The following is a 20,483-nucleotide window of genomic DNA, read 5'->3' as shown; positions in this document are numbered from 1 at the left end:
TTAACAAACTATAACGTTATCGTTTTACTTTAATGCATAAAATTTAATGGCTTTAAACTATATTTGAGAATAAAATTAGCAGATGGACTTTATAATTAGAGAAGCAACAATAAACGACGCAAAACAAATCTTAGAATTAATTGTAGAATTGGCAGTTTTTGAAAAAGAACCGGATGCAGTAGAGGTAACGGTTGAAGATTTAAAAAAAGATGGATTTGGAAGTCATCCTGTTTTTAAATGTTTTGTAGCAGAATACAACAATGAAATTGCAGGAATCGCTGTGGTTTATAATAGATACTCTACTTGGAAAGGCAGAATAATTCACTTGGAAGATCTTATTGTTAGTCAGAAATATAGAGGCAAAGGTCTTGGTACTTTGCTTTTAAACCAGGTAGTTGTTTATGGAAATGCACTAGGTGCTAAAAGAATAAATTGGGAAGTAATTGATTGGAATGAATCTGCAATTCGTTTTTACGAACAAAAAGGAGCAAAAGTACTTCGCGATTGGGATGTTGTGCAATTAGATGAACAAGGAATAAAAAACTATTTATTGAAAATATGAGGGTTTTTAAATTTGGAGGAGCCTCCATTAAGGATGCAGATGGTGTAAAAAAATTAGTAGAAACATTACAAACAGTAGGATTTGATAATACCTTGATTGTGGTTTCTGCAATGGGTAAAATCACCAATGCTTTAGAAAAAGTTATTGATAAATATTATAACGAGAAAGCAGCATTGCAAAGCGCTATTCAAGAAGTGAGAAAGTTTCATAATGAAATTTTGTTAGATTTATTTCCTAATGAAAATCATGTTGTTTTTACTAAAGTAAGTACTCTGTTAGATACCTTAGATTCGTTTTTTAAAAGCAATAAATCACCAGATTACAATTATGTATATGATCAAACTATTTGTTATGGAGAGTTAGTTTCTACTACCATTATTAGTGAATATTTTAATGAAGTAGGTTTAAAAAATAGTTGGTTAGATGTAAGAGAATATATCAAAACAGATAATTACTATAGAAGAGCAAATGTAAATTGGGAGGTAACCCAAGAGCAAATTACTGCTAATTTCAATACCAATACGTTAAACATTACACAGGGTTTTATTGGTAGCGATGCTAATAATTTTACAACCACCTTAGGAAGAGAAGGAAGTGATTATACCGCGGCAATTTTTGCATATTGCTTAAATGCTGAAAGTGTAACTATCTGGAAAGATGTTCCTGGTGTTTTAAATGCCGATCCGCGTTATTTTGAAAACGCACAATTGTTACGTAAAATATCGTATAGAGAAGCCATTGAATTAGCGTTTTATGGTGCTTCTGTAATACACCCAAAAACGTTACAACCATTACAGAAAAAGGAGATTCCGTTATATGTGAAATCTTTTTTAAATCCCGAAGCAGATGGAACCAAGGTGAGTAAAGGTGTCGATTTAGATCCAGAAATACCGTGTTTCATTGTTAAAAAGAATCAAGTTTTAATTTCCCTTTCCTCTTTAGATTTTTCTTATATCGTAGAAGAAAATATTAGCGAAATATTTAATTTGCTTCATTTGTATAAAATGAAAGTAGATGTTATCCAAAACTCGGCAATTAGTTTTTCGGTATGTATAGAGAATAATTATAATAATTTAGATAAATTATTACAGCATTTAAAGGCTAAATTTAGAGTGATTTATAATGAAAATGTTTCTTTGTACACGATACGGCATAGTAATGATCAGGTTGTAAAGGAGATAGAGAAAGGGAAAACGGTGCTTTTAAAACAATTAACACAAGTTACTACGCAATTAGTTACTAAGTAAACATTTATTACATTTGCGATTGCTTATCGTTTTTCGTTAAGTAAATAATGGGATTAATTAGAATAAAAAAACAAACATGAGTTTAGTAACAGCAAAGGAAGTAGCAAAAGCCATACATGTAGATAAGTATGGTTTTCTTGGTACCTTTTTTGGTTGGCTGCTAATGAAAGTTCTTAAGATATCGACCTTAAATAGAGTTTATAATAGAAACAAGCATTTAGAAGGTTTGCCTTTTTTAGAAGCTATTTTAGATGAATTCCAGATAAAATTCGAAATTCCCGAAGAAGATTTAAAACGTTTACCAAAAGATGGCGCATATATAACAGTATCTAACCATCCGCTTGGTGGTATCGATGGTGTTTTGCTTTTAAAGTTGATGTTAGAGCAAAGAAAGGACTTTAAAATAATCGCTAACTTCTTACTGCATCGTATTGAACCTATGAAGCCTTACATCATGCCTGTAAATCCTTTTGAGGACAGAAAAGATGTAAAGTCGAGTATTGCAGGATTTAAAAATTCCATTTTGCATTTACGCGACGGACATCCACTTGGTGTGTTTCCTGCAGGAGAAGTTTCTACCTATAGAGATGGTAAATTGGTAGTAGATAAACCTTGGGAAGAAACAGCAATCAAGCTTATTAAAAAAGCGGAAGTTCCTGTAGTACCTATTTATTTTCATGCAAAAAATTCTAAATTGTTTTATAAGCTATCCAAAATTAGCGATACGTTTAGAACTGCTAAATTGCCATCTGAAGTTTTAACACAAAAACGTAGAACTATTAAAGTTCGAATAGGGAAACCAATTAGTGTAAAAGATCAAAGTGAGCATGAAACGATTGAAAGTCTTTCGGAGTTTTTAAGAAAGAAAACCTACATGTTATCCCATGCTTTTGAAGATGAACCTAAAATTTTAGAGAATCTTTCTAATACCTTAAAAACGCCTGCAAAACCGCCAAAACGTATTGTAACTCCAGTAAGTATGGAGACCATGATACAGGAAGTGGAAGCGCTACGAAAAGACGATTTAAGATTGTTGCAAAGCAAGAACTATGAGGTCTTTTTAACACCAGCAAACAAGATTCCTAATATCCTTCATGAAATTGGTCGTTTACGCGAAATTACATTTAGAGAAGTTGGTGAAGGTACTAATGAAGCTATAGATTTAGACGATTTTGACAACTATTACCATCACATGTTTCTTTGGGATAATGTAACCAATAAATTAGCAGGAGCATATAGAATGGGACTAGGTTCTCAAATATTTGCTAAATATGGTATTGATGGTTTTTACCTTCAAGATCTATTTCGATTTGAGCCAGAATTATATAAAATGATGAGCCAATCTATAGAAATGGGTAGGGCTTTCATTATTAAAAGTTACCAGCAAAAACCAATGCCTTTATTTTTACTTTGGAAAGGAATTGTACATACTACATTACGTTATCCGGAGCATAAATTTTTAATTGGAGGTGTAAGTATTAGTAATCAGTTTTCAAATTTCTCAAAATCTTTAATGATTGAGTTTATGAAATCGAATTACTATGATCCTTATGTTGCGCAATATGTACACCCTAAAAAGGAATTTAAAGTCGTTTTAAAAGATGCAGATAAAGACTTCGTTTTTGATGCTGCTGAAGCAGATTTAAACAAGTTTGATAAAATTATTGATGAAGTAGAACCAGGTGCATTGCGTCTTCCTGTATTGCTTAAAAAGTACATTAAACAGAATGCTAAATTGGTAGCATTTAATGTAGATCCTTTATTTAATAATGCTGTCGATGGTTTAATGTATATTAAAATTGCCGACTTGCCAGAAAGTACTGTTCGTCCTGTAATGGAAGAATTTCAAGCAGAATTAGAGCGTAAGTTTGCTAATGGTGAAAATACCGAGAGTGAGTAAATTTCTTAAATTCACTTTAATGAAAACATTTATGGTATTCTTTATTTTTAAAACAAAGAGTAAATAATTTAGTATACTTTAAGAACTTGCATTCACCTGTGTTTTTACAAAAAAGTCATTAATAAGTCTTCTACACGCATTTAGTTTATCGGTATTAATAGAATAGCTTAAACTTTTACCACTTGCAGATTGGTCTAATAAACCAATTTTTTTTATTTCGCTTAGGTGTTGCGAAATGGTTGGTTGTGCTAATCCAATTTCTTTTACAATATCATTACATATACAGCCAGAATCGGAGCTGCTAATATATTTTATAATGGCAACTCTAGCAGGATGACTAAAAACTTTAGCAACTTTGGCTAAGTAATTATTTTCTGCATCATGAATGTTTAATTTAGTAGATCCCATAATTGTATTTTAAATTAAAACACTAATATAATAGTAATATTGCAATATTACAATAGCCGTTATAATAATAAAGCCAAAACGAATGTTCTGGCTTTATTTAATTTATAAGGATTTAAACCAATCTTGAAAGTATTCGCCAAGAATTGGAGTGAGTTTTTTCTCGCCACTAAAGGATCCAATGAAACTCATTAACCATAGTACCGCAAAGATTAGAAATATAGGCCAACCTACTACAGGAATAAAGCCTAATAGTAAACTAAAAATACCTAAACCTAACATTTGTCTAATGTAAAAAGAACCGTATTCCGATTTTTTGTCACCATTATTCATCACTAATGCTATTATCCATCCTATAAGCCACAAGTGTGATATGATGGCAACATTTTTTCCATCGCTTAATACTTCTTTAGCATCATTAGCAAAGTCTTTGGCTGCTTCTTTAGCTTCTTCAGCAAAATCACTTGCTTTTTCTTTAGCATCATCGGCGAAGTGACCAGCTTTGTCTGCTGCTTTTTTGGCTCCTTCTTTTACATCACCAATCATATCTTCTAGATCGTCACTTAAATTTTTATCGTCAGCCATAGTTTCTTGTTTTTTAATTAGTTGCCTTCTAATTTAATGAAAAAAAGCTAGATTTTCATCTAGCTTCTTAAATTTAATGGATGGATTATTATTTACTTAGAACCAAAAAGTCTTTGAAAGAATCCTTTTGTTTTTTTAGTAGCTTCTTCTATAACTTCTTGAGCATCTTCTGCTATGTCTTCCAATTTCTCACTTGCTTCACTAGCAAATTCTGTAGTTTTTTCTGCTACATTACCTAATACTTCCTTGGCGTCTTCTGCAAATTCATCCGCTTTTACTTTAGCAGCATCTAGAGTTTCTTTAGCATCTCCTTCTATAAATGCTGTAGCTTTTTCTTTTACGTTTGTAAAGGCTTCTTTAGCGTCTTCAGCGAACGCTCCAGCTTTTTCTTTAGCATTAGTAAAGGCTTCATTAGCATCGTCTGCTAAATCGTCTAATTTTTCTTCAGCTTCATCTGCTAATGCACTTGCTTTTTCTTTTGCGTTATCTAGCGCTTCATTAGCACTTGTTTTTAAATGATCTGCTTTATCAGTAATAGCATCCGTAGAACTATCTACCGTATTTTCTGTATTCTTAATTTTATCTTCTAAATCTTTATTTTCTTCATTCATCGTGTTCCTTTTTAAAATGTTATTTTGGGTTAAAGCTTCTATATTTATTTTTATTTATAAAAAAGGCTTATCTATTGGTTCCCAAAGTTCAATCTTGTTACCGTCGTTATCTAAAATCCAGCCAAATTTTCCGTATTCATATTCTTCAATTTCTCCTAGAACAGTTACTCCTTCTTCTTTAAGGGCGACTATTAGTTCTTGTAAATTTTCTACACGATAGTTAAACATAAAGTCTTTTTTAGAAGGCTCGAAGTGTTTGCTGTCTTCGGCAAAAGGGCTCCATTGTGTGGTGCAATCATTACCTTCTGTATCTTTCCATTTAAAGGTAGATCCATAATCATCTGTATTAAATCCTAAATGTTTTTTATACCAATCTTTCGCTGCTTTTGGGTCTTTTGTTTTAAAGAACAAACCTCCAATTCCTGTAACTCGTTTTTTCATCTAAACAATTTTTTTCATTCCCTTGAAGAAGGGAATCTTGTTATTATTCCTTTTATGTTGTAATACCTATAAGGTTTTTAAAACCTTGCAGGTGGATAGGCTACTAATTTTTCTCTCTACTATTGCCTACTTATTATCTATTTCTTTAATGCTTTTTCATAAATAGCAATCCAATCTTCTACGGTTAATTTTGTGCATAGTTCTGCAATTAAATCGAAAGGAATTTCTTCTATCTTTTTAAAACGAATACAGCTTTTTCCCATATCTAATTTGCGCTTGCAATGTTTTGGGTATTGGGCTACAAACCAATCGTGCAATTCTGGTTTTGCATAAATCCCACTATGATATAAATTTATTGAATTTTTTTGGGATGCAAAACTCATAAAAGGTAAAGGTGTTTTTGGATCACAATGATAACCTTCTGGATATATGGAATGTGGTACCACGTAGCCAATCATACCATAAGTAATTACTTCTTGAAATCCTTTTGGTAAGTTCTCTTTAATGGTTTTGCGCAATTTTTTTAAAACCGCTTGTCTCTCCTCTGGAACTTGATTTATATACGCTTCGGGTGTGTCTGCCTTATACTGCATTTTGCTTCGATTTATTAATGGCTATTTTACCACCAAGCCAAGCCATTGGAATGTAGGCTATGGCAATATCTGCAACTGCAAACCAAGTTGGACCTGGTAACATATAGTTTACTGCTATTCCTCCTAATAAGAAAAGAACACCAATAGCTAAGGCGAATTTCATTTTGTGATTAAAGGCAATAAAACCAGCAACCATTGCTCCAATAAAAGTACCTAAAGCATGTGCTAAAAACGGGAAAATAAAGTGTTGCGCATCTAATGTTGGCATTACTTCTGCCAATGCCTGCATGTTATTTGGGTCTACACCTTCTATAGGAAATAATTTATTACCCAATTGAACGAGTGACATATTCACCACGCTTCCTGCAATCCAACCAAGGATTACAGCTAAAATATTTCTAAGAATAGGATGCATATTTTTTTGTTTTTAGATACTTCAAAATAGGGAATTTATTTTTATGCTTAACTAGACTTTAGCTAAGCTTAAAAATATCTTTGATTTTGTCTACAATGGTTTGTGCTAACTTTTCTTTACTTTCTTTAGTCCAACCAGCAACATGCGGAGAAAGTAAAACGTTTTCGGCTTGTATTAAATACTGAAAAGCTTCTGGCATGTTGGAAGAGAATAAGTTTTCAAACGATGCTTTTTCGTATTCTAAAACATCGAGTCCTGCTCCAAGGATTTTACCAGATTGTAATGCGGAAACTAAATCTTTAGTAACCACACTTTTTCCTCTTGCGGTGTTTATTAACCAGAAAGGTTTTGCAAATTGATTAATAAAATTTTCGTCCACCATATTCGTGGTTAATGGTGTTTGTGGAGTGTGTAAACTTAAAATATCGGCTTCTTGAAATAGAATTTCTAAAGGTACTTGTTCTGCATTTTTATCTCCAACATTGGGTTTGATGTCATAGCATAAAACATCTACTTCAAAACCTCGAAGTTTTTTAGCGAATGCTTTTCCCATGTTTCCATAACCAATTAAACCAACAGTATTTCCGTCTAGTTCTATGCCTCGATTTTCCTCACGCAACCATTTTCCAGATCGTACTTCTTTATCTGCTTTATTGAGTTTATTAAATAAACTAAGTAGCATGGCTAAACTATGTTCACCTACTGCATTTCGGTTTCCTTCTGGTGCCGAAATTAAATGAATGCCTTTGCTTTCTGCATATTCGCAATCTATGTTTTCTAATCCTGCGCCAACACGACCTATAAATTTTAGGTTTGTGGCAGCATCTAGAAATGGTTTGTCTATAGAAAAACGACTTCTAATTATAAAACCATCATATTCCTGTATTTTATTAAGAATGTCTTCTTTGGAAGACGTATAATCTTCATGATTAGTGCATCCTAAATCGTTTAACTGATCTATTAATAGGGAATGATTGGAATCTAGGTGAAGGATTTTCATGACAAATGCATTTGTTTAGAAAGTAAAAATACAATCTTTTTTCTAGCCTTCTACCTTTGGTTTCTTTTTTGGAATGGAATGCCCTTCCTTTTAAAAAAGGGAGGGAGATATTTTGTTGTTTTGCGTTAGGGATTGAGCGGCATGTTTGAGCTCTTTTTGTTTTTCTCCAAAAAAAGCGAGTAGTGAAAGCGCGACCCTTGTGGTAACGCCATGAAAATTAAAAACCTAGTATAAGTTTTGCGATGGTAAAATAGAGTAAAATACCAAAAACGTCATTACTTGTGGTGATAAATGGTCCTGTTGCAACGGCTGGATCAATACCTCTTTTGTCTAGAAATATTGGAATAAATGTACCAATTAAAGCGGCCATTACAATTACTGCGATTAATGCAATTGCTATGGTTATAGAGACATTGTAAGGTGTGCCAAACACAAAATGCGTAATTAGTAAACCGATAATAGCAATGGCTATTCCGTTTACTAAACCTAGTATAAATTCTTTAAAAAGGCGTTTTAAAATGTTGCCATCTATGCTGTTATTTGCTAGTCCTTGCACTACAATTGCAGAAGATTGTACGCCTACGTTTCCTGCAGTTGCTTGTATTAATGGGACAAAACTTAGTAGTACGATAAAACTGCCCATGTCTTGGTTAAAATGTTCTATAATACTTGCTGCACCTAAACCACCAAACATACCAATTAAGAGCCAAGGTAATCTTGCGATGGTTAATTTCATGATGCTATCATCTGCTTCTACATCACTGGTAATACCTGCTGCTAGTTGGTAATCTTTTTCGGCTACTTCTTTCATGACATCCACAATGTCATCAATGGTAATGCGACCTAATAAGGTTCGTTCTTTGTTTACTACGGGAATGGCCTCTAAATCGTATTTTTGCATCACTTTCGCAACGTCTTCTACATGTTCGTCTACAAATACGTAATCTACATTTGGGTTAGAGATTTCGGCTATTTTTTGTTCGCTTTTTGCGGTAATTAAATCTTTTAAAGAAAGACGACCAATAAGTTTGTCTTTTTTATCTACTACATAAATGGAGTGTACTCTACTCACATCTTTTGCTTGTCCGCGAATTCTACGCATGCATCCTGCAACAGTCCAAGTTTCATAGACTTTTACTAGTTCTTTTGCCATGAGTCCACCAGCGGAATCTTCATCATAGGCTAAAAGTTCTTTAATTTCGTCTTTATGCTCTAAGTCTTCAATTTTATTGATTACTTCTTGCTGACGTTCTTCTGGAAGTTCGGCAATAATATCTGCCGCATCATCGGTATCTAATTCCTGAATTTCTTCAGCAATTTCTTTTGCGGAAAGGTTTTCTAAAACTTTTTCACGAATATCTTCATCCAGATCCATCAGGATATCTGAAGTGGTCTCTGAATCTAGAAGTTTTATAACATAGGTTGCCTGTTCTAGCGTTGCTTCGTCTAGAATTTCGGCTATATCTGCGTGGTGAAATTCATTTAACAATTTACGAAGCTCCTTATCGTTGTTACTTTCGATAAGCTGCTCTACTTGTTGAATGAGTTCTTTGGTTAGCTCAAATTGTATGTTTTCTTTTTCTTCTACCAAGCTACAAAGTATTAAAGATTTTGGGTGTCTTGTTCAATTTTTAAGGTAAGGGCAATAAAGTCTTCTACGCTTAATTGTTCTGGACGTTTGCCAAAGATAACATCTTCTCTTAAACTATCGGATAGTTGTAGTGTTTTTAAACTATTACGAAGTGTTTTTCTACGTTGCTGAAATGCTGTTTTTACTACTTTGAATAGCATTTTTTCATCACAAGCTAACGCGTAATTCTCTTTTCTTGTAAGTCGAAGTACTCCGGACTCTACTCTTGGTGGCGGATTAAATACTTCTGGAGGAACGGTAAATAAGTATTCGGCATCATAAAATGCTTGTGCTAATACCGAAAGAATTCCGTAGACTTTAGATCCTTCTTTAGAGCAAATACGTTGTGCTACTTCTTTTTGAAACATTCCAGAAAATTCTGGAATTTGGTCTCGCATTTCAATTGTTTTAAAAACGATTTGGGTAGAAATGTTATATGGGAAGTTTCCAATAATAGCAAAAGGTTCGCCTTTAAAAACTTCGTTTAAATCGTACTTTAAAAAATCTTTTTCAATAACTCTATCTGCAAGATTGAGGTAATTGTTTTTTAGGTATTCTACCGATTCTGTATCTATTTCTATAACATGCGTGGTAACGTCTTTTTTTAGAAGATACTTGGTTAACACACCCATTCCTGGACCAATCTCTAAAACGGTATTGTAGTTTTTAAGTGTTAGCGAATCTGCAATTTTTTCTGCAATGGTTTCATCGTTTAAAAAATGCTGACCTAAATGTTTTTTTGCTTTTACTTGATGGTTATATGCCACGAAATTGGTTTTTATTGAAATGAGATTGTACGATACTTATAATTGCAAAATTAGACTATTTAAAAGTAACATGGTATTCGTTTACAATTTGAAGTTCTGTTCTAAAGGATAGTATTTTGTTTGCAAACTTTTCAGTTACTTCTGCTCTTAGTCGATCTGCGTCTTCTTTATAGTATGCGTCTAAAGTTTCTCTAGAATAACTGGTGTATTGAATAGAGTAGGTGTGTCCTTCTATTTTGTCTTCTACAAGTACTTTGGTTAGTGTGGCTTTTTCAAATTTACCAGTTCCTAATACTTGTGGAATATGTTCTTTTATCCAGGTTAGCCATTCGTCATGAATTTCTTCTTCAAAATTGACTGTAACGTTATATATGTATTTTTCTTGTTGCATGTGTTAATTTAAAGTTTTTGCAAATAACAGAAGTTCTTTATCATCTTCAAAGGGTTTTACTCTTTTTTGATAAGATAGCCCTAATTTTTCTATTAGTTTAATGGATGCTGTGTTTGTTGGTAATGTTATTGCTATTACTTTTTTAAGTTTAAAGGATTCTTTGGCTAATTTTAAAACGGCAAGAGAAGATTCGTGACCATATCCTTTTCCTTCGTTTTCTGGTAGCATGGCAAAGCCAATCTCGATATCTTCTAAAGTATCCCTTTTAATAAGTCCGCAAGTACCAATTGGTTTGTTATCTCCTTCTTTTAGCCTTAGTACATAAAAGCCAAAACCTTGGGTATTATAGCTTTTTATATGGCTTTCGGTAATGCGGTTTTGAGCATCTTCTATGGTTTTAACATTTCTGTCTCCAATATATTTTAGCCAATGTGGTGTGTTTACCAGTTCTAAAAAAAAGGGAGCGTCTTCTAGTGTGAATTTAGATAAGGTTAGTCGTTCTGTTTCTGCTACAATCATATTATTCAAGTTCAGAGTTAAATAAAATCAAATTTTCACCATCCTCTTCAAGTTTACCTTTTATTCTAATCTGAAGGTTTTCTTTCAATTTTAATTCATCAGATTTTTTAGCAAAAAGCACAATCAGTTTTCTAATTTTGCCATTGTACTCCACTATGGTTAAAATATAATAATGTCCACCATCTGCTCCAGTTGATTGTACTTTATAGTCTTCAATAACGAATTCAGTCAGCATTCCATTTAGGATTTATTTATTTTTAGAGATTATAGATTTATCGACAAGCGCAAAATGACATATGTTTCAGTCATCAGTCATCAGTCATCAGTCATCAGTCATCAGTCATCAGTCATCAGTCATCAGTCATCAGTCATCAGTCATCAGTCATCAGTCATCAGTCATTAGTCATCAGTCATTAGTCATCAATTAATAGCATCACCACGAAGCATTCTATAGTTTTTTCTAGCTTCAATAAAGTAAATACTGTCTTGATGGTTAAAGATAATTTCTTCGTAGAGTTCTTTTGCTTTTTCTGGTAGTGCTAAATGATTGTTGTATAATTTTGCTAGATAGAAAAGCGCATCGTCTGCAAGAATCTCTTCTTTGTAATCTTTGATAATTTGTTGGTAATTGTCGGCAGCCTTTTGGTATTGTTTTTTACTTTCAAAAAGTTGTGCTTGTTTGTATAAGGCTTGATCTATTATGGTTTCGGTTTTATGCGCGGCCATAATTTTGTCTAGTATGCTAATTGCTTCTTGGGTTCTATTTTGAAAAGCTAACAAATCTGCTTTCGCATATAGTTTTAGAGCCGTTTGTGTAGAGTCTTCGTATTTGTTATCTGAAATTAGCAATTTTAAATCTAAAGCATCATTTGCTATAAGTTGTGATGTGGAAGATTTTAATATTTTTAATTGGGATTCTGCCCATTTAAAATCGCCTTTATAATAACTTGTTTTAGCAACTTTAAAACGTGCTTCTTGTGATATGGTACTGTTTTTTAGGCTACGCTGAATTTGCGTATAATAGATTAAAGCCTCGTTAAATTTTTCTTGGAATACTAAAATATCTGCTAGTTCTAGTTTTACTTTAGAAGCTTGATATGTGGTTAATCTTAGTTTTAAGCTTTCTTTTAAAAAGGTGGTTGCTTGTTCTGTGTCTTTTAAATTAAAAGCTAAAAAATGTGCGTAAGCGACTTGTAAATCTATAGTGCCAGGATGCTTACCATAGGTTTCTAACAAGGTGATGTATTTTTTGTTTAAAGCAGTGTAATCTTTTGGTACTGCATTTTTAGTTTCAATTTGTAAAATGTTGTTTTCTGCTTTTAGCGTAATTTCAGGGTCTTGAGCAATTTTCACAATGTATTCAAAAATTTCTATTGCAATAGCATCTTGGTTTTCGTTGGCTGCAATGGTAGCTACATTTTCTATTCGGTTTAGGCTTTCTGGGTTTCTTTTAAAAATGGCCTTTTCTTGTGTAAATGCTTTGTAATATTCTTTTTGCTGAATGAACAACCAGCTTAATAAATTATTAAAAAGTAAGTCTGGAGTTTCTTGAATCTTTTTTAGTAAGATTTTTTTTAGGATGATATTGTTGGGATTGCTTTTGTCTTCGCTTATAAACTCACTAAAAGCACGTTTTATGGTGTTTACATAATTTTCGTTAGACTCAATAAAATTCACATAGCTATAAAACATTTTTTCTACGTTGCCTTGCTCCCCATAAATTCGTGCCAATTGCACATTAAAATTATATTCTGGTTTAAGCAGCATGGCTTTTTCGTAAGTAATAATTGCTTGGTCTAAAAGGGAGTGTTCTTCAAAAGCACGAGAAACATAATAGGTTGCGCTAACATCTATATCTAAACTTTCTATAGCTTTGTTGTAGTATGTGTTTGCACTTTCTATATCGTTTTTTAATTGGTAGTTATAGCCAATCTCCACTAATAAAGCAGGGTTTTTTAGTTTGGAATTTTGTAATAATTCTTGTGCTTCCTCTAACTGCTCTAATTGTTGGTGTGTTTTTACTAATTGTATGAGGAAAACGTAGTGTGTTGGGTGTTTTTCGTGTATTTTTTTATAAAGGATTTGTGCTTTTTCAAACGCTCCGTTTTTAAAGTATTCTTTAGCTAAAATATCGTCTTGCGAAAACGCATGTAAGCTAAAAAGGAAACAAATTATATATAAAAATTTCATAAGGTTATAGCAAGTACTTTGGGTAAATATAAGAAATGTAACTAGTAGATATTGTAAATAATAGGTTAAAAAAATGCCTGAAATGTTATTTCAGGCATTAACCAATCTAAATAATTGTGCTATTAATCGATGTCAATTTAACATGATTCAAATACTTGATCGGGGCAATATTATATGGTTATTAATTCTTTCGTTATATTTTTTTGCAAATACATTAATCCGTAAAAGGAAAAGAAGTAGGAGCTTTTCATTTTAAAGTAAGTTTAAGCACTTGATATATAAACTTCAGGATTTTTTTTTAATTTACCATACGAAAAAGCATAAAATCGTTGAACAACGCAACATTTTAACCTTTTATCGATAAAATTGAGAGAATTTACTACATCTTGTGCGTTTTTACAACACGGTTTTAGTTAATTATTTTAAAGCCTGTGTAAGGAACTAATGCTTCTGGAATAACAATTCCGTCTTCGGTTTGGTAATTTTCAAGAATTCCAGCCAATACTCTTGGTAATGCTAAAGAGCTTCCGTTAAGCGTATGTGCAAGTTCGTTTTTACCTTCGCTATTTTTAAAACGTAATTTTAAACGGTTTGCTTGATAGTTTTCAAAGTTAGATACACTTGAGATTTCTAACCATCTGTCTTGCGCTGTTGAAAATACTTCAAAATCATACGTCATAGCAGAAGGAAAACCAGTATCTCCACCACAAAGTCTTAATATTCTATATGGAAGATTAAGTTCTCTTAAGATGCCTTGTACGTGCTCTATCATGCCGTTAAATGCATTATAAGAGTTGTCTGGATGTTCTACACGAATAATTTCTACTTTATCAAATTGGTGTAGTCTATTTAATCCTCTTACGTGTGCACCATAGCTTCCTGCTTCTCTTCTAAAACAAGGCGTGTAACCTGTAATACCAATAGGTAATTCACTTTCGTTTAAAATAACATCTCTAAAAATGTTAGTTCCAGGAACTTCAGCAGTAGGAATTAAATATAAATCATCGCGAGAATCATGATACATTTGTCCTTCTTTATCTGGTAATTGTCCGGTACCATAACAAGACGCTTCGTTTACTAAAAGAGGTAATTGGTATTCTGTATAACCAGCGTCTGTATTTTTATCTAAGAAATAGGCGATTAAAGCACGTTGTAATCTTGCTCCTTTACCTTTATAAACCGGAAATCCAGCACCTGTAATTTTGTTACCAAGCTCGAAATCGATAATGTCGTATTTTTTTGCAAGTTCCCAGTGTGGCATTGCACCATCGTATAAAGTAGGGATTTCTCCTTCTTTAAAAATTTCTTCATTGTCTTCTTCTGAATTTCCTTGTGGTACAGACTCATGCGGTACATTCGGAATTTTGTATAACAAGTTAGTTAAAGCTTCTGTTTTAGCGTTTAAATTATCGCTTAATGCTTTTGAAGCTTCTTTTAATTCTGAAATTTTCGCTTTTAAACCATTTGCTTTTTCGGCTTGACCAGATTTATATAAAGCACCAATTTCTTTAGAGATCGTATTGGATGCAGCAAGCGTATTATCTAATTCTGTTTGAATTTGTTTACGTTCTTCATCAAAAGTAATTACCTCTTCAATGATTTGCGTAGCATCAAAATTTCTTTTTGCTAAACGAGTAATTACTAAGTCTTTGTTTTCTCTAATAAATGGTACTTGTAACATGTTTTGTTTTTTATGTTCTAAAATGTATTCCGTAAGGAATAAGCAAAAATAAGAAATAGTTTAGATTGCGCGTTATGTTTGTTTGGTATTAATCTAGTTTTGACGGTAAAATCCATTCGCTGTGTTTAAAAGCACTCCATGTAACGGAAGCGATGTCTACTTCAGGATCTATATACTTTTCATAAGGTCTTCCGTTAACGCTCAGGTTACAGGTTATAAAAACGCTAATATCTTGTCCTTTTTCCGCATATTCTTTTTTTAATCTTTGGGCAAATTGCCACATAACGTCTGGGTGTGTGCTTATTACACGTTTTTGTTTTTTACTTAAATAATCATCTAGTTTAACAAAAATCATTTTGTTTGCTTTTTTGTCTTTCACTTTAAAGCTAATGTGTGCTGCTTTAGATCTAAGCATCATGCGCCAAGACATTTTATGACCTTCTTCTGTCCAAAGTACATTGTCTTTTATAAAGTGCTGGCGTAATGGTAATGCAATTTGTATTATAAAATAAACAGCGAATAAGGCAACTAGGGGTTTTTTAAATTTTGGTTCTATTATTTCGGCGTCGTTATAAAATTCTTTTTTCTTGAAAAAGATGTTTTTAATGGTTTTAGGATTAAAAAAGAATAAGCTAAAACCTAAAGCTAAGTATGGAAAAATGCCAACTTGAAATACAATAGAATTAAATAAATGGAAAAATATAGAGCCAAAAAAAGCAATTTTTCGAGTAGGCTTAAAAAGTAAAAACGGAACTACTAATCCATCATATAAAATACCACCATAAGCAAGAAAATAATGCATCCATTCTTGTTGTAAAAAGTCACCAATAATAAGGTAATGCTTTTTACCATACATAAAGAGTTTCATAACGGTGCCATCTAGCCAATCTGGATATATCTTAGCAATAGAACCATAGGTATACACAATAAACATTTGTAAAATAAAAACCCATCTACACCACTGTGGCATAGAATTACTTTTTATTTTAGGGTTTTGTTTGGCATCTACAGCATAGTATTTATTAGCTGGTAGAAATGCCATGATAGCACTCAATAATATTAGTAAATAGTAATGATTGTTATAGGAAGCCTTTTGCATTAAGTAGGTGGTTGTCCACATTAATGTAAACATAATAACGCTAAATCTGTATTTGTAACCAATCATGATTAGGAAGCCAAAAATACCCATTATTAGATAATAGAAATACATGCCATTTCCGGGAAGTGGTTGTAACCATTCGAAGCCAATAAATGTAAAGGTGAATTTTGGTTCTACAAAAGCCCTAGTAACCCAGCCAGTAAAAATGGCACCTACAGATTCTAGAAAACATAGTAACCCGAAAATAATTCTAAAAACTATTAACGGACTATTATCTATATGTTTAAATAAAAAACTATTCAATATTGTTTTGGCTTATATAGTGTAGTGCAATTTCTTTGTCTTGCTCTATTTGTTTTTTCAATGCTTCCAGAGACTCAAATTTTTGTTCGTCTCTAATTCTGTTTAAGATTTCTACGGTTAAAATTTCGCCGTAAATATTTTCATTAAAACTAAAGAAATGTACTTCAATAGTTTGTTTTGTATTATCACTAATTGTTGGGTTGGTACCAATATTCATTACACCAAAAAGAATTTGGTTTTTGTATGTAGAACGAACCACATAAACGCCTTGCTTAGGTATTAGTTTATAATCTTCGCTGATATGTATATTTGCTGTTGGAAAGTTAATGGTTTTTCCTAAACCTTTGCCTTTGGTTACTATTCCGTTGAGCATAAAATTATTACCCAAAAAGGAATTAGCGGTTTCTATATCTCCTTCCGTTAAGGCGGTTCTAATTTTTGTAGAACTTACAGATACATCATCTATATCTTGTGCAGAGATTTCTTCCACTTCAAAATTATAGATTTCTCCAAATCTTTTTAAATCATTAATATTAGCAGATCTATTTCTACCAAAGTGATGATCATAGCCAATAATTATTTTTTTGATATTAAGTTGTTTTACTAGAATATCTACCACAAATTCTTCGGCAGATAATCTTGAAAATTCTTTAGTAAATTTTTTCACACATAAATAGTCAATACCTAGTTGGTCTAAAATATGCGTTCTTTCTTCAATGGTATTAATAAGTTTAATGTTTGCGTCTTTTTGCAATACCATTCTAGGGTGTGGAAAAAAGGTTAATACAACCGATTTCAAATTTTCTTGTTTTGCAGTATTCACTAAGCGCTCAATTATTTTTTGATGACCAATATGCACGCCATCAAATGTACCAATGGTAACTATGGTTTTATGCGCATTTAGATTTTGAAAAGATTGAATTACTTCCAACTGTATTTATGTTTTAGGCAAAAATAAAAAAAGAGGATTGATATAGTATCAATCCTCTTTCAATAATTAGCGTATTACTGTATTATTTTTTTACAAAAGGTAAAGAAACCGTGTTTCCTTCTTTTGATATTTTAATAAAGTACATACCGTTACTTAATGCTGAAGTATTTATAGATAAATCAGAATTATTAGAAATAGTTTTATTGCTCATAACTTGACCTAGCATGTTATAAATCACATACGTATCTGGTAAATTATTATCACTTGTTTTAATGTTTAACACACTACTTGAAGGGTTAGGGTATATTGAAATACCTGTATCTAGAGTTAGTGAGTTAGTAGATAGTGCAGTTTGTACACCAAATACATAAGTACCTTCTAAACCTGTTGTAAAGCTTGCTGTTAATTTAAGATCTCCACCAAATGCTGTAACAGTAACTGGAGCTACTTCATTTGTTCCTTCTTTTTTAACATATAAGCTAGTTCTAGAATTACCTGTTTCAGATTCCCAACCTGCTAATTCTGCTTCTGTGAAGTAAAAGCTTAAAGTGGAAGCATCAGCGGTATTTTGTATAGCTGTTGTGATATCGAATGTTTTAGCACTAACAAAACTAGAAGGATCGGTATTTGCAGTATACATAGCAGAAGCCGCACCAACTGTTGCTACATCTCTTGAAACATTAATATCTGTACATCCATAAGCAAAACCTCCAAAGTTATCTATGGATAACATTAAGTTTTGGGAAGCAGTATCAAGAGCAAAAGCTTCACCAGGACCAGTTATATTTAATTGGTCTGCAGTAGCAGTATTTATTGTTTCTTGAATAGCAGTGGTAACATCTGCAGTAACAGATATATCATCTAGCATAAATGCAAAGGCATCATCAGATATTACATGTATTGTTACATAGATATCTTGTCCTTCGTAAGCAGATAAGTCATACGTATATTCTGTCCATGTTGTAGGGGCCTCTTCATAAGGAGAGTTTGAAAGGTATGTAAAACTAGCAGGGTTTGTGTTTGTAGTAGAAATACCTACTTGAAAACGTTCTAAACCATACGTGTCGATTGCCGATTTAGCCCATAATTTTAGTTCTCCATTTGCTCCAAAATTTTGCATTTGAGGAGTGAAAATATAATCGTCATTAGATGCAGGGTTTGCAGCAAAACAATTGAAGGTTTTGTCGCCAGTATGAGGATCCCAATTACCTGGTGCTAGAGAAGGTGTTGTTGCGCTAGAATTAAATACAATGAATGTTCCTGTATAGTTCGTATTTGTGAAAGTATGATCTTGTATACCCCACGTTGAATTTCCATCCACATCTAACATAGTCCATTGTCCAACTGGTGCTAATTCGAAATCGGTATAACTTTCAAAGCCATCTTCAAAAATTACTGCAGAACCAGAAGCTGATGCGGCAGTATCATCATTAATTATGGTAATAGATTTTGTTGAAGTGGTAGCTTCAGCATCTCCAGTTGTAGAAAGATTTATAGAAAGTTCTAAGGTCTCATCCGTTTCCACAAAACTATCTTCATATATTCTTAAAGTTACATCGTTGCTTGCTGTAGTAGTTCCTTGAGCAAAAGTTACCGAATTATTAATTAATTCGAAATCTTCATTTTCTGTAGCTGTTCCAGTTGCTAGTAAAGATACTGTTGCACTAGCAGAAGCACCTTGTGTAAGAGCAAAGCTAATTGTGTAATCTGTAAATCCACAATCACTTCCTTCGTCTAAGTCTCCTGAAGGAGAAGATTCAAAGTAGATGCTTGGTGCAGTAGAACAAGCAGTAGATGAATTTAATTCCATTCTACGTGGAGAATTAGTCATTACTGTTTGTATTCTATCCATTTGATCTTGCGTGAATGTATCCATACAGTAATCGAAAGAATAGTCCATGTAGTTTTGATATTGATCTGCAGACCCACAACTTGTTACAGCAACACAATCGTAATTTGGGTTTTCTGCATTTGGTGTGTCGTCACAATAATCATCATAAGCACAGCTACCGCTATTAGGTCCATCACCCCAAATATGGCGTAATCCTAACCAGTGACCAACTTCATGCGTCATTGTTCTACCAAATTCGTAAGAACCGTTTAGAATAAAAGTTCCATCATCTAAATCTTTTGTTCCCATAGCATTATATCCTGCAACAACACCATCGGTATTGGCAGCACCTCCAGCAGGAGCTCCGGCTAATCCAGAGTTACTAGGGAATTGTGCATAACCTAAAAGGCCTTCTAATCCACCTTGTTGTAAAGGTAGACCTCCAGGACGTATTACCCACATGTTTAAATATTTTGTAGGATCCCATTGGGTTGCAGCTTTCATTAACTGTACATCTGCAGTCGTTTCCCAATCTGGTCCAGTAAATCCGTCTGCAACATTGTTAGAATAAGGTGTGATAACATGTCTTACAACACCTGTGGTAGCAACACCGTTTTCATCAATATTAGCTAGACAAAAATTTATTTCAGTATCTACTGCTGCACCGGTTGTATTAGCACCACCACGAGTACCTGTAAGTTTTCTGTAATCTTCATTCATTACTGTGATTTGAGAAATTGCTTGTGCATCGGTTATGTTTTCTCCGGTTCCAAGTGCATCACCATCATGAATAATGTGTATAACTACTGGTATATTATAAATAGTTCTATTTGATGCTCTGTTTGCTTTTACCTGTTCCACTTTAGGAGCTAACCATGCTTCAAATTCATCAGAAGATAAACGTTCTGGATATTTTTGTTGTAATAAAGCTTCATTTTCTACAGTTAAACATCTTGCAAAACCTGTTTGATTTATAGACTCTAAAGTAGCTGGAGTAAGTTCAAACACCTGTGAAGATGCACTTGATCCTGTGCTTTTTGATTGTCCTTGAGCATATACAGTGACCTGAGATACTAAAAGAAAAATAAAAAGACTAAAAGTAATTTTTTTCATTTTTATTAATTTAAAATAATTGGATTTGTAGCCATAAAAGTAATGAAAATATGTTTATGAGAAGTATTTGATGGGAATAAAGAGTAAATTTTAACACTTGCTTTAGTAAATATCAACTCTTTATTTTGGCTTTTTAAGGCTAGCATATAATGGGGTTTTTATTTATTGAAATAATGTTTGTTGTCTTGATAAAATTAATGTCATCAGCAGTAATTTGGAATGAAGTTGTGAAAAAAATAATAACAGCATTGCTAATTAATTTATTTGTA

General features: G+C 32.8%; 20 protein-coding genes. 3 read left to right on the top strand and 17 right to left on the bottom strand.

The window, feature by feature from the left end; genetic code table 11:
- Positions 1-82: 82 nt before the first annotated feature.
- From AMD28_RS09580 to AMD28_RS09570, 3 genes are all read left to right on the top strand, one after another.
- Positions 83-562 carry a GNAT family N-acetyltransferase gene (locus AMD28_RS09580; RefSeq protein WP_055443908.1) on the top strand — a complete coding sequence of 160 codons (480 nt, stop codon included), beginning with the start codon at positions 83-85 and terminating at the stop codon, positions 560-562.
- Positions 559-1,809 (top strand): aspartate kinase, encoded by a 1,251-nt coding sequence (locus AMD28_RS09575; RefSeq protein ID WP_055443907.1) that lies wholly within the window; start codon positions 559-561, stop codon positions 1,807-1,809. Before AMD28_RS09580 ends, AMD28_RS09575 begins: the two co-directional genes overlap by 4 nt.
- Positions 1,810-1,885: 76 nt before the next feature.
- On the top strand, positions 1,886-3,709 hold the full coding sequence (locus tag AMD28_RS09570) for a GNAT family N-acyltransferase (protein WP_055443906.1): 1,824 nt from the start codon (positions 1,886-1,888) through the stop codon (positions 3,707-3,709).
- Between the two features lie 78 nt (positions 3,710-3,787).
- Here the strand turns inward: AMD28_RS09570 and AMD28_RS09565 are convergent, their stop codons facing one another.
- From AMD28_RS09565 to AMD28_RS09485, 17 genes are all read right to left on the bottom strand, one after another.
- Positions 3,788-4,117 carry an ArsR/SmtB family transcription factor gene (locus AMD28_RS09565; RefSeq protein WP_055443905.1) on the bottom strand — a complete coding sequence of 110 codons (330 nt, stop codon included), beginning with the start codon at positions 4,115-4,117 and terminating at the stop codon, positions 3,788-3,790.
- Positions 4,118-4,219: 102 nt separating this feature from the next.
- Complete coding sequence (locus AMD28_RS09560; protein ID WP_055443904.1) at positions 4,220-4,699, bottom strand: hypothetical protein; 480 nt, start codon at positions 4,697-4,699, stop codon at positions 4,220-4,222.
- Positions 4,700-4,791: 92 nt separating this feature from the next.
- Complete coding sequence (locus tag AMD28_RS09555; RefSeq protein WP_055443903.1) at positions 4,792-5,310, bottom strand: hypothetical protein; 519 nt, start codon at positions 5,308-5,310, stop codon at positions 4,792-4,794.
- 54 nt (positions 5,311-5,364) lie between these two features.
- Positions 5,365-5,751: a VOC family protein gene (locus tag AMD28_RS09550; protein WP_055443902.1), complete on the bottom strand. Its 387-nt coding sequence runs from the start codon at positions 5,749-5,751 to the stop codon at positions 5,365-5,367.
- Between the two features lie 137 nt (positions 5,752-5,888).
- Positions 5,889-6,344: a DUF1801 domain-containing protein gene (locus tag AMD28_RS09545; RefSeq protein ID WP_055443901.1), complete on the bottom strand. Its 456-nt coding sequence runs from the start codon at positions 6,342-6,344 to the stop codon at positions 5,889-5,891.
- Positions 6,334-6,759, bottom strand: coding sequence for a hypothetical protein (locus tag AMD28_RS09540; protein WP_055443900.1), 426 nt, complete (start codon positions 6,757-6,759; stop codon positions 6,334-6,336). Before AMD28_RS09540 ends, AMD28_RS09545 begins: the two co-directional genes overlap by 11 nt.
- A 58-nt stretch (positions 6,760-6,817) precedes the next feature.
- Positions 6,818-7,759, bottom strand: coding sequence for a 2-hydroxyacid dehydrogenase (locus AMD28_RS09535; RefSeq protein WP_055443899.1), 942 nt, complete (start codon positions 7,757-7,759; stop codon positions 6,818-6,820).
- Between the two features lie 217 nt (positions 7,760-7,976).
- On the bottom strand, positions 7,977-9,350 hold the full coding sequence (mgtE, locus tag AMD28_RS09530; protein ID WP_083478275.1) for a magnesium transporter: 1,374 nt from the start codon (positions 9,348-9,350) through the stop codon (positions 7,977-7,979).
- A gap of 11 nt (positions 9,351-9,361) precedes the next feature.
- On the bottom strand, positions 9,362-10,156 hold the full coding sequence (gene rsmA / locus AMD28_RS09525; protein ID WP_055443898.1) for a 16S rRNA (adenine(1518)-N(6)/adenine(1519)-N(6))-dimethyltransferase RsmA: 795 nt from the start codon (positions 10,154-10,156) through the stop codon (positions 9,362-9,364).
- Between the two features lie 55 nt (positions 10,157-10,211).
- Positions 10,212-10,547: a DUF4286 family protein gene (locus AMD28_RS09520; RefSeq protein WP_055443897.1), complete on the bottom strand. Its 336-nt coding sequence runs from the start codon at positions 10,545-10,547 to the stop codon at positions 10,212-10,214.
- 3 nt (positions 10,548-10,550) lie between these two features.
- Positions 10,551-11,066, bottom strand: a complete 516-nt coding sequence (locus AMD28_RS09515) for a GNAT family N-acetyltransferase (RefSeq protein ID WP_055443896.1) — start codon at positions 11,064-11,066, stop codon at positions 10,551-10,553.
- A 1-nt stretch (position 11,067) separates the two neighbouring features.
- Positions 11,068-11,301 carry a hypothetical protein gene (locus tag AMD28_RS09510; protein ID WP_055443895.1) on the bottom strand — a complete coding sequence of 78 codons (234 nt, stop codon included), beginning with the start codon at positions 11,299-11,301 and terminating at the stop codon, positions 11,068-11,070.
- A 185-nt stretch (positions 11,302-11,486) separates the two neighbouring features.
- The gene (locus AMD28_RS09505; RefSeq protein ID WP_055443894.1) at positions 11,487-13,256 is read right to left on the bottom strand and encodes a tetratricopeptide repeat protein; all 1,770 of its coding nucleotides are present in this window, start codon (positions 13,254-13,256) and stop codon (positions 11,487-11,489) included.
- A 409-nt stretch (positions 13,257-13,665) separates the two neighbouring features.
- Positions 13,666-14,937 (bottom strand): serine--tRNA ligase, encoded by a 1,272-nt coding sequence (gene serS, locus AMD28_RS09500; protein ID WP_055443893.1) that lies wholly within the window; start codon positions 14,935-14,937, stop codon positions 13,666-13,668.
- Positions 14,938-15,025: 88 nt separating this feature from the next.
- On the bottom strand, positions 15,026-16,342 hold the full coding sequence (locus AMD28_RS09495) for an HTTM domain-containing protein (RefSeq protein ID WP_055443892.1): 1,317 nt from the start codon (positions 16,340-16,342) through the stop codon (positions 15,026-15,028).
- On the bottom strand, positions 16,332-17,270 hold the full coding sequence (locus tag AMD28_RS09490; protein WP_055443891.1) for a bifunctional riboflavin kinase/FAD synthetase: 939 nt from the start codon (positions 17,268-17,270) through the stop codon (positions 16,332-16,334). The genes AMD28_RS09495 and AMD28_RS09490 overlap by 11 nt, the downstream gene beginning before the upstream one ends.
- An 82-nt stretch (positions 17,271-17,352) precedes the next feature.
- Entirely contained in the window at positions 17,353-20,214 is a 2,862-nt protein-coding gene (locus AMD28_RS09485; protein ID WP_055443890.1) for a M43 family zinc metalloprotease, read from the bottom strand.
- Between the last annotated feature and the right edge of the window lie 269 nt (positions 20,215-20,483).

It is taken from the genome of Lacinutrix himadriensis (assembly GCF_001418105.1).
GTDB classification, from domain to species: Bacteria; Bacteroidota; Bacteroidia; order Flavobacteriales; family Flavobacteriaceae; genus Oceanihabitans; species Oceanihabitans himadriense.
This window is presented reverse-complemented; position numbering and strand designations above follow the sequence as displayed.

What these genes read in the sequence shown, in the direction of transcription:
- AMD28_RS09505 (WP_055443894.1), bottom strand. Translation starts at nt 13,256, where the DNA reads ATGAAATTTTTATATATAATTTGTTTCCTTTTTAGCTTACATGCGTTT.
- AMD28_RS09550 (WP_055443902.1), bottom strand. Translation starts at nt 5,751, where the DNA reads ATGAAAAAACGAGTTACAGGAATTGGAGGTTTGTTCTTTAAAACAAAA.
- AMD28_RS09535 (WP_055443899.1), bottom strand. Translation starts at nt 7,759, where the DNA reads ATGAAAATCCTTCACCTAGATTCCAATCATTCCCTATTAATAGATCAG.
- AMD28_RS09510 (WP_055443895.1), bottom strand. Translation starts at nt 11,301, where the DNA reads ATGCTGACTGAATTCGTTATTGAAGACTATAAAGTACAATCAACTGGA.
- AMD28_RS09485 (WP_055443890.1), bottom strand. Translation starts at nt 20,214, where the DNA reads ATGAAAAAAATTACTTTTAGTCTTTTTATTTTTCTTTTAGTATCTCAG.
- AMD28_RS09545 (WP_055443901.1), bottom strand. Translation starts at nt 6,344, where the DNA reads ATGCAGTATAAGGCAGACACACCCGAAGCGTATATAAATCAAGTTCCA.
- AMD28_RS09570 (WP_055443906.1), top strand. Translation starts at nt 1,886, where the DNA reads ATGAGTTTAGTAACAGCAAAGGAAGTAGCAAAAGCCATACATGTAGAT.
- AMD28_RS09540 (WP_055443900.1), bottom strand. Translation starts at nt 6,759, where the DNA reads ATGCATCCTATTCTTAGAAATATTTTAGCTGTAATCCTTGGTTGGATT.
- serS (WP_055443893.1), bottom strand. Translation starts at nt 14,937, where the DNA reads ATGTTACAAGTACCATTTATTAGAGAAAACAAAGACTTAGTAATTACT.
- AMD28_RS09520 (WP_055443897.1), bottom strand. Translation starts at nt 10,547, where the DNA reads ATGCAACAAGAAAAATACATATATAACGTTACAGTCAATTTTGAAGAA.
- AMD28_RS09565 (WP_055443905.1), bottom strand. Translation starts at nt 4,117, where the DNA reads ATGGGATCTACTAAATTAAACATTCATGATGCAGAAAATAATTACTTA.
- AMD28_RS09575 (WP_055443907.1), top strand. Translation starts at nt 559, where the DNA reads ATGAGGGTTTTTAAATTTGGAGGAGCCTCCATTAAGGATGCAGATGGT.
- AMD28_RS09515 (WP_055443896.1), bottom strand. Translation starts at nt 11,066, where the DNA reads ATGATTGTAGCAGAAACAGAACGACTAACCTTATCTAAATTCACACTA.
- AMD28_RS09560 (WP_055443904.1), bottom strand. Translation starts at nt 4,699, where the DNA reads ATGGCTGACGATAAAAATTTAAGTGACGATCTAGAAGATATGATTGGT.
- AMD28_RS09555 (WP_055443903.1), bottom strand. Translation starts at nt 5,310, where the DNA reads ATGAATGAAGAAAATAAAGATTTAGAAGATAAAATTAAGAATACAGAA.
- AMD28_RS09580 (WP_055443908.1), top strand. Translation starts at nt 83, where the DNA reads ATGGACTTTATAATTAGAGAAGCAACAATAAACGACGCAAAACAAATC.